Source organism: Sphingomonas sp. (assembly GCF_036731925.1).
GTDB lineage: Bacteria > Pseudomonadota > Alphaproteobacteria > Sphingomonadales > Sphingomonadaceae > Sphingomonas.
Genome location: NZ_DAINDJ010000001.1, coordinates 1944550 through 1958346 on the forward strand (window position 1 = coordinate 1944550; position 13797 = coordinate 1958346).

7 protein-coding genes are annotated in these 13797 nt (G+C 62.5%); 3 read left to right on the forward strand and 4 right to left on the reverse strand.

Annotated elements, in window-relative coordinates:
• Window positions 1-3: 3 nt before the first annotated feature.
• Complete coding sequence (locus V7E00_RS09315) at window positions 4-2745, forward strand: DUF5695 domain-containing protein (RefSeq protein WP_333572334.1); 2742 nt, start codon at window positions 4-6, stop codon at window positions 2743-2745.
• A gap of 165 nt (window positions 2746-2910) precedes the next feature.
• Here the strand turns inward: V7E00_RS09315 and V7E00_RS09320 are convergent, their stop codons facing one another.
• From V7E00_RS09320 to V7E00_RS09335, 4 genes are all read right to left on the reverse strand, one after another.
• Entirely contained in the window at window positions 2911-3921 is a 1011-nt protein-coding gene (locus tag V7E00_RS09320; protein ID WP_443019166.1) for an arabinan endo-1,5-alpha-L-arabinosidase, read from the reverse strand.
• A 172-nt stretch (window positions 3922-4093) separates the two neighbouring features.
• Window positions 4094-5362, reverse strand: coding sequence for a DUF2264 domain-containing protein (locus V7E00_RS09325; protein WP_333572336.1), 1269 nt, complete (start codon window positions 5360-5362; stop codon window positions 4094-4096).
• A gap of 29 nt (window positions 5363-5391) precedes the next feature.
• On the reverse strand, window positions 5392-6318 hold the full coding sequence (locus tag V7E00_RS09330; RefSeq protein ID WP_333572337.1) for a DUF4861 family protein: 927 nt from the start codon (window positions 6316-6318) through the stop codon (window positions 5392-5394).
• The gene (locus V7E00_RS09335) at window positions 6315-9542 is read right to left on the reverse strand and encodes a glycoside hydrolase family 2 TIM barrel-domain containing protein (RefSeq protein WP_333572338.1); all 3228 of its coding nucleotides are present in this window, start codon (window positions 9540-9542) and stop codon (window positions 6315-6317) included. The genes V7E00_RS09330 and V7E00_RS09335 overlap by 4 nt, the downstream gene beginning before the upstream one ends.
• 80 nt (window positions 9543-9622) lie before the next feature.
• On the opposite strand from V7E00_RS09335, the gene V7E00_RS09340 reads away from it, so the two are divergent.
• Both V7E00_RS09340 and V7E00_RS09345 read left to right on the forward strand, forming a co-directional pair.
• On the forward strand, window positions 9623-10414 hold the full coding sequence (locus V7E00_RS09340) for a FadR/GntR family transcriptional regulator (protein ID WP_333572339.1): 792 nt from the start codon (window positions 9623-9625) through the stop codon (window positions 10412-10414).
• Between the two features lie 234 nt (window positions 10415-10648).
• Window positions 10649-13639 (forward strand): TonB-dependent receptor, encoded by a 2991-nt coding sequence (locus tag V7E00_RS09345; RefSeq protein WP_333572340.1) that lies wholly within the window; start codon window positions 10649-10651, stop codon window positions 13637-13639.
• Window positions 13640-13797 lie beyond the last annotated feature (158 nt).

A 13797-nucleotide genomic window follows, 5' to 3' on the forward strand; every position in this document is an offset into this window, starting at 1 on the left:
CCGATGCGTCCTGCCCGCCTGATCCTCGCTGCCGCGGCGCTTGCCGGCGTGAGTGCCCTTCCCTTCGCCGCGCCGCTGATCGCGCAGGAACAATCTGCGGCCAAGCCGGTCTATCCGCCGATCCGCACCACACCGGTGCGCGTCGGCGCGTTCCTGCTCGCGCTGCGCAGCGATACCGGCACGCTGGCCCGGCTGTCGCCCACCGCCGATCCGGCGTTCGACTTCGTCCCCGGCGGCCGGGAAGCGGAACGGCAAGGCGACGGCTATAATCATGTCGGCGACCTCAATCTGCGCCTGCGCACTGCCGGGGGCGCGTGGCGCGACTTCGCCTCCGCCCGCGTCCGCAAGCCGATCCAGGCGCTGCCGCTGACCCCCGGCGTGTTCGCCGCCGCGGACATCACTGCGAGCATGGGCGACGGCATCCCGCTGCGCGTCGAGCGGCGCTGGGTGGACGCGGCGGGTGTTCCGGCGCTGCGTTTCCGGCTGGTCAACACGTCGAGCGCGCCGGTCGAGATCGGCGGCCTCGGCATGCCGATGGTGTTCGACAACATCATCCAGAATCGCACGCTGGAAACGGCGCATGCCGAGGCAAGCTTCGTCGATCCCTATATCGGCCGCGACGCCGGCTATCTCCAGGTCACCCGGCTGAACGGGAAGGGCCCCGCGCTGCTGGTCCTGCCCGACGGCAGGACGCCGCTGGAGAATTACGCCCCGCTGAAGAACCCGCGCGAGCCGCTGGCGATCTTCACCGACAAGAGCCAGCGCAGCCAGGTCTCGGAAGGCTTTTACGACTGGACGGTCGCCTCCAAGGGCTTTGTCGAGCAGGAATGGAGCAAGGCGGGCGAGCAGTGGAACCCTGCCACCAGCTTCACCCTGGCGCCCGGCGAGGCGCGCACCATCGGCGTGCGGCTGGTGCAGGCACCGTCGATCCGCGGCATCGAGTCGACGCTTGCCGCTCAGGGGCGGCCGGTGGCGCTCGGCGTGCCCGGCTATGTCGTGCCGAACGACCTGGAGGCTTCGCTCTTCCTGAAATATGCTCGGCCCGTGGCGAAGATCGACGTCTCGCCTGCCGGTGCGCTGACCGTCCAGGCGGCGGGCGTCGTCAACGGCTGGCGGCGCTATGCGGTGCGAGGCGCCGGCTGGGGCCGCGCCCGCGTCACCATCACCTATGCCGACGGCACGGCACAGACGGTGCAGTATTTCGTCACCAAGCCGCTCGAGCAGACCATGGCCGATCTCGGCCGCTTCACCACCACGAAGCAATGGTATGACGATGCCAAGGATCCGTTCGGCCGCTCGCCCGCGATCCTCAGCTATGACCGCGAGGCGGGCAAGATCCTGACCCAGGAGCCGCGCGTCTGGATCGCGGGCATGAGCGACGAGGGCGGCGCCGGCGGCTGGATCGCCGCGATCATGAAGCAGCTCGACAATCCCGATCCCGCCGAAATCGAGCGGCTGGAAACGCTGGTCGACAAGACGATCTTCGGCACGCTCCAGGTCGCAAACGGCGAGCATATCGGCGCGGTGAAGAAGAGCCTGTTCTACTATGATCCGGAAGGCCTGCCCGGCTATTACGATGCCGACGCCAACTGGAAGAGCTGGACCAGCTGGTCGAAGAAGGACGCGGGCGATCTCGGCCGCTCGTTCAACTATCCGCACGTCGCGCTCGGCTACTGGACGCTCTATCGGCTGGCGCGCAACCATCCCGGGCTGGTCACCCACCACGACTGGCGCTGGTATCTGGATCATGCGCGGCTGACGATCGTCGCGATGATGCGCGACGCGCCCTATTACACCCAGTTCGGCCAGATGGAGGGCGAGGTCTTCGTCGACATCCTGGAAGACCTGAAGCGCGAGGGCATCACCGACGGCGCAGCCCAGATCGAGGCGCTGATGAAGAGCCGCGCGGATCACTGGCACAGCCTGCCCTATCCGTTCGGCAGCGAGATGGCGTGGGATTCCACCGGCCAGCCCGAAGTCTATTCCTGGCTGCGCTATTTCGGCCATGGCAAGCAGGCGGCGGAGACGGTGGAGGTGATCCTCGGCTATGACCCGCTGATCCCGCACTGGGGCTATAACGGCAATGCCCGGCGCTATTGGGACTTCCTCTATGGCGGCAAATATCCGCGCATCGAGCGGCAGATCCACCATTACGGCTCGACCAACAATGCGCTGCCGCTGTTCGAGGCATTCCGCGCGAACCCGAGCGACCTCCACCTGCTGCGTGTCGCCTATGGCGGGCTGATGGGCGGCATCACCAATATCGACCGCGACGGCTTCGGCTCCGCCGCCTTCCACAGCTGGCCCGACCGGATGGCGTGGGATCCCTATACCGGCGATTATGGCTCGGGCTATTTTGCCCATGCCTATGGCGCCGCGACCTATCTGGTGAAGGACCCGACCTTCGGCTGGCTTGGCTATGGCGGCAACGTGCGCGTCGGGGCCGAGGCAGTGACCATCGCGCCCAGGGACGGCGCACGGAGCCGGCTGTTCATCGCCCCGGCAGGCCTCTGGATCACGCTGGAGGCGGGCAAGATCGCCTCCGCGCGCTACGCCCCGGTCACGGGCATGGTCACGCTGACGCTCGATGCGCGCACCGCGATGACGCCCCAGGCGCGAATCCGGCTGGAAAAGACCACCACGACCGGGCGCCAATATCGCATCGAGAGCGGGACGTCCGAACGCGGTGCGACGACCGTACCGCTTGGTGAAAGCACGGTCACCGTTCGCCTGCTTCTGGCGTAACGCCGGAGCGGCTCCTCGCCGAAGGGGCCGCTCCGCGCATCTCCGGGCCGGCCATGGCACGCGGATACCCATCGAGGGGGGCGCAGGTGAACCAGCAATGCCGAGGCCCTGCCGGAAGTATCGGTCAGGAAAGACAGTCGTTCATGGTGATCGCCCTGCCGCTCCTCAATAGTCCGCTACGGGCCAGCCATCCGCACCCCACCGCACCGGGGCGATGCGCAGCGTCGGCGCGCCATTCTTTTCGCGATCATAAGCGTGATAGACGACGTAGTCGCGACCATCCTTGTCGTGCAGCCAGCCGGCATGGCCCGGACCACGGAACCGCTGCTTTTCCTGCAGATCGGCACGCAGGAAGATGGTGCCACCGCCTTCCATCAGCTTGCTGCCATCCTTGCCGAGATAAGGACCGGTGATGCTTTCTGACCGCCCGATGACGGTGTAATAGGTGCTGTTTACGCCCTTGCAGCAATAGTCATAGGACACGAGCAGGTAGTAGAAGCCGCCATGCGGGATGATGAAGGGCGCTTCTACGGGTGCCGGCCCGCCTGCAGGTGCCGGACGTCGCGCGATGGAATAAGGCTTGGCCTTGGGATCCGCCGGCTTGCCCGTGTTGCGGTCCAGTTCGAACAGCTTGATGCCGGTCCAGAAGCTGCCCAACGCCAGCCAATGCCGCCCTTGGGCGTCCACCACGAAGTTCGGGTCGATTGCATTGAAGTCGTCCGACGGCATGGACTGCACCACCAGTCCCTCGTCGCGCCAGCGAAACGCAGGCGACGCCGGATCCAGCGTGGCGTTGGTCGCCATGCCGATGGCAGAGCGGTTCGATCCGAAGGTCGATACCGAATAATAAAGCCGCCAGCGCCCGTTCACGAAACTGATGTCTGGTGCCCACATGCCTCCCGTGCCCGGCACGGCCTTGGGCGCCCAGTCCGGCATCCGAGTGAAGACCGGCGGGCCCGCGGTCCAATGGAGCAGGTCCTTCGAGCTCTTGGTCTCCACCAGACGGTCGCCGTGCCCGGTGGAGAAGACATAGTATGTATCGCCGTCACGCGCGATCACGGGATCGTGGGTCGGCACCAAGTCGCCCGTGAGCTGCGCAGGAGGCGAGGATTCGGAAGGTGTCACCACCTGCGCGTGCGTAGCACTTGTAAGCGCCGCCAGGGCCACGGCGGACATCAGGCCTAAGGATCTCATCATAAGCTCTCTCGGGAACTGGAAACTACAGAACGACCCCAACCCGTCTGGATGGAGCCGGGCGACTGGGAAGCAAGGCTCGCCTCCCCAAAAACGCTTCATCGGCGCTCCGCAGGAGCCGGCGGTCACGCCCAACTCGACGTTCGTGGAGCGGTCAGAAAGCGACATAATAATCTTTCGAAAACATCTCTCCTGAAAACGCTTTCCTGGTAGTCCAAGGGAGCGGCCTCGCCGTCCAGTAAGCATGATCCGCTGGCAGCCCCAGGGCAAGCAGGCTTTCCGAAACGAGGTACATGCTTCCGGCGTTGGAGTATGAGTCCCCCAGCGACGGCTGCCGGCCTGCAAAGCCAATGGTGAGGAAACCGCGATCGTCGAAGTTGGTGGGGTTCCGGAAAATCGCGCGCTGCGCCGCCATGGTCGCAGCCCGAACTTGCCCTTCCGGCAAGGACTTGGGGAGCTTACCTCGCCATGCAAGCAATCCGAGCGGCTGGAAAGTGGCGGTGCGATAGGTGAGCGATCTGCCGATAGGCGGATAGCTGCCGTCGGCGCCGATCATTCGCTCCAACTGCTCACCATAGCGCTGCATGCGTTTGTAAGCCTGCTCGAGCGATGCCGCCATGTCCGTGTTCGCGATCCTGGCCCCGGTCGCGACAAGCATCTCCAGGATCTCCACCAGCATGGGGTGGATGACGTAGGATCCGTAGTAATCGAAGTGGAAACGCGTTCCATCCGAATACCACCCATCACCGACATACCATTCGTTCATCTTGCGGATCGCCAGGTCAACGCGAAGCGGGTCCCAATCTTCCCCTGCCATGAGCAGAAAGACTTCGTTCATCGCTGCGAACAACAACCAGTTGCTGTACGGCGGGGACACACGTCGAAGCCCCTTTACCTCCGCAACGACCCTTTTCTTGGTCGTGGCGTCCAGCGGTTCCCATAGCTGCTTTGGCGCCCGAATGAGTGCATTGGTGAAAAACGCGGAATCGACGAGCGGCTGTCCCTCGCTGCGCCAGAGCAGATAGTCCGGGCTCTCGGGATCGACCGAATGCCCGAAGCTCGCCAAGGCAAGTCGCCGCAGGTTCGCCCGCAGTCTGCCTTCCGCGTCGTTGCTCTCGGGAAGCGCCAGCCACGGGGCAATCCCCGCCATCAGCCGGCCGAATGCCTCGAGATAGCCGACTTTCCGATCGCGCCCGTCCCATGACGGACTGACATCGGGAGTCCACGTGGCTTGTAGCCGACCTTTGGACATCGGATCCAGGATCGGCCTCGCCATCCTTTCGAGAAGCTCGACCATGTACCGCCTGTCGGTCGCGCCGTCGGGAAGCACCGATCGCTGCGTACCCGCTACTGCAGAGGAGGTACCCATGGCGGCGACTGTGCCGGTGCCCAGCACCGCGCCGAGGAAGTTTCGTCGTTCCATGCCTGTATCCGAATCTGGAGGAGAGGACGTCAGCGCCTGCCGGCCGGGTCGGAATTCACGGGTTCAGCGGCTGCGGTACGGTCCCACGCAGCGCGATCGTGCACCTGGTCCTGTCCAAGGCTCCATCCGGAGCCGGAATAGTAGACGAAAGGTGCTCCGGCGCGGACCTTGAGCAGAACGAGATGATTGTCGGCGTCCTGCCGGATGTCCGAGATCATCTTGGGATCGACCCGGATTGCGATCATCATGCGTCCGTGGTGCCCATCATTTGGTCCCCACCAGGAGAGCAGGCCGCGCTCCCGGTCGATCGTGACCTCGCCACCTTCGCCGGTGGTCCGCTTGCCGATGCCGATGCCTACGGTGAGCACGCCCGGTTTGTCAGAGTGGATCGTCGACACCATCCGCGTGAAATGCGTGCCTAGCGGAAGCGTAAAGCGACGCGTTTCCCAAACCTTCCGCGCGATGCCCACAGGCCAGGGCGCATATTCCACCTCGAAATCGGCGACGTCCGGTCCGCTTTTCAGGACTTTATAGCGTCGGTAGTTCCGCGAGACCCACAGCTTGTTGTCGTGCCAGATGCCGAGGCCCCCTGCGCCCCGCCCGGTGCCAACATTGTAGAAATCGAGACCCTCGCCGTGATACGCATGTTGATCTCCGCTGCGCAGTTGGCGGTCCATATAGGGCCACGCAACGTTCTTGCCCCAGCTGTCGATACCCGATCCAGATGGCGGCTCGGCGGCTTCAAGTGCGTGACCGTAAATCCGGTGGGCGGTCTTATCATTTTCCCAAAGCAGATCGTCATAGCGATAGTCGGCCAGCACGACTGCGGCGCGCGGTGTCTTGTCCTCAGCCGGCGGGAGCGGCTTTTCAACCGGCGGCAGGACGGAAGATTGTTGCGCAAGGAGAGGCGCTGTCACCAGCCCCATCGCTGCCACGACGACGGACACTCGGTTCATTGCAGCGCTCCCACGGCTGCGGGCGCAGCCGAAGCAGGTACCGTGCCGTGTCCACGAAACGGGATCAGGCGAAAGGCGTAGCTGCGCGGGGCAAACGGAATGCGATAGCGGGCGAGCGGGCGTCCCCCCGCGTACCACGCATTGTCACCGCCGACCCCAGCCTGAACCGCGTCGATCATCAGAGAGACCTCCTTTCGTGCAACGATATCGCTGCTGCGCCGGCTTCCCGGCTCCCACCGAGACAGATCAGCGTAGGGAAATGCGAGGGCGTTCATGGAGAGCGGGACGTCTCCGACGATCCGGAGCCCGCCCGTGTTCGCCTGCAGCAACTCCATCCAGCGAACGTCCACCTTGTTACCGCTTTCCTGGGGGCGCATGTAATCATGATACTGCTCGGAGATCCGGCCTCGCCATAGCCCGAGCGGCGCGCCGGTCCGCCGATCCTGATAGCTCTCCTGGGCCCCCCGCCCATACCATTCGAGCGTGTCGATCGTGTCCGGCATCGTGAACGACAATCCGATCCGAAGAGGATCTGGGAGGCCGGATTGCGCCGGCGTGAAAGCAGCGTGCACGAGCACCGATCCATCGGCGTTCATTCGGTACCGCGTCACGAACTTTGCCGCCCGCTCTCCAACGGAAGAGCGCACCGTCACCTCGGCGCCCTGCAGCCCCAGGTCCCTCACCTCGGCTGCCTCGAGGGTGCGGCGCTCCGAGGCCGCCTTCCAGACCCCGTGCGTTTTCTCGATGCCGGTGCCAATGTCGTTGTCCGTCAGGGCCCGGTAGAAATTCGGCGCGCCACCGTGGAGCAGCAGCATGCCATTCGCAGCGTAGCGCCCGATCAAGCCGGTCTTCCGACTGACGACCAACTCCGCCGTACCGGCCGAGGGCCGCAGATCGTCGCCACGGGTTTCCGCGCTCACGGTACCGCGTGTCGGCTCTGCGGTTTCCGGTTCTCGGCCAATCAGAAACTGCTCCCAGCCGACGACAGTCTCGGCCGCGACTGCGGGGATTGCGGCCGCTTTTGCCTTGGCCGTCACCCTCAGCACATATTCAGCGCCCGGCCGGCGCGGGAATTGCGGTAGATCCAGCCTTATCTTCTCGCGTGCGTGCGGAGCCGTGCGCAGGGACGGCAAATTACCGCGCGCGATCGCTACACCATTCTCCAGCACTTCAAAGGCGAAGTCATACTTCGCCAGATCCTGGAAGTCATAGCGGTTGATGACCGTGAGGGACCCTGCCCCCATCACGAAGTCGCTGAATTGAATCGGGGCGTACACCTTGCGCAGCTCAAAAAGCTGCGGGTTCGGCGTGCGGTCGGATTGGTACAGGCCGTCGCCAAATTCTATATCCCCACCAGGGTTCGCCCCATACTCGCCGCCGGTTCCCCAGTAACGCCGGCCGTCCGCTGTGTGGCGAAGCATGGACTGGTCCACCCACCACACGAAACCTCCCTGCAGCTTGTCCGGATGCGCATAGATCGCTTCCCAGTATTCTTGCAGGTTGCCGCCGGAATTGCCTTGCATATGGGCATATTCGCACTGGATCATGGGCTGTCGAAACGCCCAGTTCTCCGCATAATCCACCATCTTCTGCACGCTGTCGTACATCGGAGCGTAGATATCGGCATAGTCGTTGGGGCGATGGTCGGAAGTGCCGGGCCAGGCCCCCCAGCCCAGATAGCTGACGAGCCTGGAAGGATCCCGCGCTTTGGCTGCGGCAGCTGCCTTGTTGAACGTGGGCCCTATGCCCGCCTCGTTGCCGAGTGACCAGAAAATGATCGACGGATGGTTTTTGTCGCGTTCGATCATGTTCGTCACGCGGCTGATATGGGCATCCTCCCATGCAGGATCGAAGCCAAGCTGGTACCTGCCGCGGAGTTCGGGGTGCTTGTTCGCCCAATCCATGTACCTGTGGCTCTCGATATTGGCCTCGTCCATGACGTACAGCCCGTATCGGTCCGCAAGCTCGTACAGCCTGGGGTCGTTCGGGTAATGCGAGGTTCGCAGCGCGTTGACGTTTGCCCGCTTCATCAGCTGGATGTCGCGCTCCATTGATTCCAGCGAGACGACGTGAAAGCTCTCCGGATCATGCTCGTGGCGATTGACACCGCGGATGGTTACCGGCTTGCCGTTTACGGTGACGAGCCCGTTTCGGATCTCAACAGTCCGGAAGCCGATCCGGCTCCAGGTCGACTGAATAATCCTTCCGCGTCGGTTGTAGAGCTCGACCAGAAGCAGGTAGAGGTTCGGGGTCTCTGCGGTCCACGGCTTCACGTCCGGGACAGATCCGGCGAGGGTGACGGTCCGTTCGGAGGCTCCCGCCGACACGGCTTTCGACGTTTCCAGAACTCGTCGATCGCCATCGAGGAGAAGGATCTTGGCCGTGCTTGCCTCGTGAGCCGGCGTTACCGCGACATCGACGGCCAACCTCCCATCGCGATATCCGCTGTCGAGGCCGGCGTGCACGAAGAAGTCGCGGACGCGGGTCGTGGGCGCAGCCATCAGATAGACTTCACGCTCTATTCCCGAACCGCGCCCGAAATCCTGATCCTCAAGGTAGGAGCCGTCCGACCATCGGAATACCTGGATGGCTATAACGTTACGGCCAGGCGCAACGTACCGCGTTACGTCGAACTCCGAAGGAAGCTTCGAATCTTCCGAATATCCGACCTTATGGCCATTCACCCACACGTAGTAGGCGGAGCCCGCCGCGCCGATGTGGAGCACGACGTCGGCCCCACCCCAATGCGCAGGCAGTTCCACCTCCCGACGATAGGATCCCACCGGATTGGATGCATGCGGGATCAGCGGCCGGTTGGCAGGAAACGGGTAGGTGATGTTGTTGTACTTGGGCTGGTCATAGCCTTCTGCCTGCCATTCCGCCGGAACAGAGATCTCCTTCCAGCCGGACACCTCGTACGCAGGCAGTTCGAAGCCGTTCGGAAGCCGGTCAGCGTCGTGCGAGAATGCGAACTTCCATTTCCCCGACAGCAACATGAACCGGTTCGACTTTGTTCGATGTCCGGCCAGGGCCCTTGCCCTGCTCTCGAAAGGGAAACCGGTCGCCCGCGCCGGCTCCTTGTTGATCGCGTATATCGCGGGATTCTCCCACTCGGGCCGTTCGGCAGATATCTGCGGCTGCAAAGGCGGGGCAGGCTCCTGCGCGCCGACGGTCGAGGGCACTCCGGCGAGCAGGATAGCCGTCATCACGCGAGCCTTCTGCATAATCCTCTTCCCCCTCCGGTCTCGCGCCGGATCGACTAGCGTGGTTGATGATGATACGACCCCAGGATCCGGAGATTAGTATGACAAGTCAAGCCAAGGCTGCAAAAATCGACCCCGACCGCTACACCGATGAAAGGGCAAGAGCCGGGTCGCTCACCGATGAACTCTGCGCAAAACTTGAGGCGCAGATCCGATCTGCGGAGCTGCCTGCCGGGTCGCGGCTCCCACCGCAGAAGGAAATCGCGCTCGCCTACAACGTCAGCCGCACGGTGGTGCGAGAGGCCGTAGCACGGCTGTCTGCGCGCGGATTGACCGTCTCTCGCCAGGGTGCCGGCGTCTTCGTCGCCGAGACGGCAGAATACCGCGCTTTTCAGATCACCCCGGACGAGCTCCACGAACTCTCCGACGTCATCAAGCTTCTTGAAATGCGGCTTGCCGTCGAAACAGAAATGGCGGGCCTAGCCGCAGCGCGTCGTACAACCTCTGATATCGGCGCCATTAGAGAAGCCCTGGAGCGCATGACGGAGGTTGAGGGCGACCCGCGGGCCTCGGCGGAGGCGGATAGCGCGTTCCATCTGGCGATCGCGCATGCAACCCAGAATGAATATTATGTGCGCTTCGTCGAGTTTCTTGGCTTGCGCCTCGTTCCCTCGCGGACGCTGTACCTCGGCGACAGGCCAGACGAAGTCCATCGCTCCTACGCAGCCAAGGTGCTGGCTGAGCATGAAGCCATCGTCGACGCCATCGTCCGGATGGACTCGGCGAAAGCGAGAGAGGCTGCGCGACAGCACATGCACGAAAGCCTTACGCGACATTCGACCCTCAGCGCCGCGCTTCGCATGAAGAGCTCACGCGACGATCGCAAATTCTGACAGCACGAAGCGACGCTGCGACCATTCTGCGCACGGAATTTATCATACCTCTCCGTGAACCCTCCACTGCACACGTCATAAATAGCCCATTGAAAATCAACAATTTGTCCGCTTCGTGAGCAAGCTGCTCGTAGATTGGACAGCGCCAGCTGTCGGAGTATTGACCAAAAGCGCTCAACTTGTCATATAACTTCCGCACGCACGGGACACCGTGAACGTGATGGGAGAGGTGAAGTGAGAAAGAACGCTCTTACGTGCGCGGTCTCGGCTGGCGCGCTTGCTGCCGTGCTCGCGGCGACCCCTGCCTGGGCTCAGGCACAAGCAAATGCAGTTCCCGCAACAGCTCAGGAAGATGCGCATACGGCCAGCCAACGCCCGCCCGCCCCGAGCGGAGAGGAGCAGGCGGCGCAAAATGAAGAGATCATCGTCACCGGCTTTCGCGGCAGCCTGGCTCAAGCGGTCACACTAAAACGAGAGTCCATCGCGTTCCGCGATTCCATCGTCGCTGAGGACATCGGCAAGTTCCCTGAGGCAAACGTCGCAGACTCGATGCAGCGAATTCCAGGCGTCATCCTTTCGCGTGATGGCGGCGCCGGGACGAATGAGGGCCAGCGGGTTGAAATCCGCGGTCTCAGCGCGGACTTCGTCGTGACCACGCTGAACGGCGCGCCGGTGCGGACGACTTCGGCCGGCAGCGTCGGCAGTTCCAGCCGAGCCTTCAACTATGACGTGTTCCCCTCCGAATTGTTCGGCCGCGTCGACGTCTACAAGTCGCCCCTTGCCAACCTCGAGGAAGGCGGCATCGGCGGTAACGTGGATCTGCAGACCCCGCGTCCGTTCGACAATAAGGGCCGGGTGATCCGGTACAACGCGCAGTATAACTACAACACGCAATCCAAGGCGTGGCGGCCGCGCGGCTCCCTTCTCCTCAGCGATACTTGGGGCAATTTCGGTGCATTGCTTGGTGTCGCCTATGCCCAGACGGTGAATGAGCGGTCCGGCTTCCAGGCCACGTCTGGCCACAACTCCTCGGCACTCGGGCGTCGGCCCTATTACGCTACGCCGACAAACCCGGTACCGCCGAACACCTTCGGCTATTACCAGTTTGAGCTGGACCTGGACAACCCACGTGCGAACCTCGGGAATCTTACGCGGGCGCAGGTCGAGAATGCGCAGCTGCCGCGCTTCTACCGCGTGTACAGCTCCAACACCGAACGCGAGCGGCTGGGGTTTGTCGGCTCACTGCAGTACAAGAGCGATCGGTTCGAAGCCAGCGTCGACGGCATCTACTCGAGACTGACGGACCGGATGGACGAATTCACGTTCGGCGCCCCTGTCCGCAGCACGCGCACCGCACCGGGAACGACCGACATACCCGGACGCGGCACCAACTCGGGCATCATCCCGCTTGATGTTCGGATCGACAAGTACAACAACCTGTACGGTCGGTTCGGCAACACCAGCATTATTACCGAAAGCTTCTTCCGCGACTTCAAGACCGAGTACAAATATGCGATCGCGCGCGCGGTGTATGACGTAAGCGACTCGCTCAAGCTGTCGGCACAAGCAGCGATCAGCGATAGTGATGCCTGGCAGTCCGGAAATCGCATCGTCTCGAACATCTACGGCATAGAGACGACGTACGACCCGACGGTAAACATCACCTATCCAACGATATCCTCGCCGGTGGACTTCACCAATACGTCCCTGTTCCGTGACCCATCCTTGGGTTTTGCGCTGCAGAAGGAACGCGATCGGGTCAAAAGCTTCCGCGGCGCGCTGGACTACACCGTCGTCGACACCGGCGACACCAGCATCGCGTTCAAGCTTGGCGGCAGCTATGTCTCCAGCATCAAGGAACGGTCGTCGCAGGATGGTTCGGCCATCGCCCGCACTCTTCCGCTTCCGAACGGCGGAACCGTGGCATCCACCCCGGCGAACGTGTTCACATACATGGATCGGTTCCTGCAATATGGCCAGCTCGCCAATGGTGGGAATTCGGGGTACCCGTCGAACTTCGCTACCTTCTCGCGGTCGTTCGTCATGAATACGCTGGCGGCCAACGACGCCAACAGCAAGGCGCCACGTCAGCTCAACGCAAGCTATGATGCCGAAGAGCGCGTGAAGTCAGCGTTTTTCGAAACAAGCTTCAAGCTCCCGATCGGCGGACATGAGCTGCGTGGCAATGCGGGCATCCGTTATTCCGATACCAAGACGATCATCGACAATTTCGCGAGTGTGGGCGGCACGTTCACGCCGAACAATCGAAAAGGCGGGTACGAGAACTACCTGCCGTCAGCGAGCCTCGCCTTCGACGTGACGCGCAAACTGCTGCTGCGCGGTTCGATGGGTCAGACGGTAACCCGCGGGGCACTCAACGATATCGCGGGCAGCATCGTTGTGCCGAACGTATTCAACAATGCGGTGACGGTCGGCAATCCGGACCTGCGTCCGCAGATCGCCACGACCTACGACGCCGCGGTCGAATGGTATTTTGCTCCCGGGGCGCTGCTCAGCGTGGGCGTGTTCAAGAAGGACATCAAGGATCGACCGACGGCCATCACCGAGGACGTTCCCTTCGCTCAAGCGGGTCTCGATGCCAGCTTCTTCAGCTGCGCGGCATTCGGCGGCGCTACCGGCACCTGTACGATCGAGCAGATCAACGCCTTGACCAATGGCAACCCGTTCGTCCGGCGAACCATCGTTCAGAACCTTGCCAAGCTGGAGCTCAAGGGGCTGGAACTTGCATATCAGCAGAACTTCACGTTCCTGCCGGCACCATTCGATGGCCTGGGCATCACCAGCAGTTTCACTGTGATCGATCAGAATCAGGCGGGGAACAACAGCTTCAACTTCGTTCTGACAAATGGAGATGTCATCTCGCTGCAGTCGGTTCCAGATTATACCTACAGCATCACCGGGTTCTACGAGAAGGGTCCGTTCGCGCTTCGCGGATCGTATAACTATCGCGCGAAGACGGGCAGTGCGCAGACGAACAACGGAAGCGATAAAATCAATTACTTCGCTCCTCAAGGCTATCTTGATGCTACCGTGTCATACAAGATCAACGAAATGATCGAGCTGAGAGTGGATGCATTGAATATCACGAACCAGAATGTATTCAACTATTTCGAAAACCCGCAGCAGCCGAACAATCGAACGCACCGCGACAACTCGTTTTACAACGGCAGAACGATCGCCTTCGGTATCCGCGGGAAATTCTAGGGTGTTCCCTCTCGGGCGCCGGCGGTTGCCGGCGCCCATTTTTTTCAGGAGCACGGGGCAGATGTCGAACGCCGCGTCCCATGACAGAGCGCCAGGGCGAACCGGAAGATACCGCCGGGTAATCTTCCTTCTGTTCGCAGCGTATCGTCGCCCAATCT